The sequence below is a fragment of the Psychrobacter sp. TB20-MNA-CIBAN-0197 genome (assembly GCF_040309765.1).
Classification (GTDB): Bacteria; Pseudomonadota; Gammaproteobacteria; order Pseudomonadales; family Moraxellaceae; genus Psychrobacter; species Psychrobacter submarinus.
Map to the genome: position 1 here is coordinate 1 of NZ_JBEOPC010001116.1, position 249 is coordinate 249.

Here is a 249-nt window from a genome sequence, read left to right on the forward strand (position 1 = left end):
AAACTGTGGAATACCTTTCATGCACCAGAGCATGTTGGCCTCGCGATTGATAAAACACTGAGTGATTTAAAGCTAGATTACCTAGACTTATACCTAATTCATTTTCCGATTGCGCAAACATTTGTGCCAATAGAAACCCGCTATCCACCAGAGTGGTTTGTTGACCCAGACGCGCAAAATCCACAAATGGAGCTGGCAAAAGTGCCGCTATATTTAACGTGGCAAGCAATGGAAGAGCAAGTACATAAC

1 pseudogene is annotated in these 249 nt (G+C 43.0%); it reads left to right on the forward strand.

Annotated features, from left to right (window positions below):
• Positions 1–249, forward strand: a pseudogene (locus AAEY83_RS17395) (hypothetical protein); the annotation flags it as partial.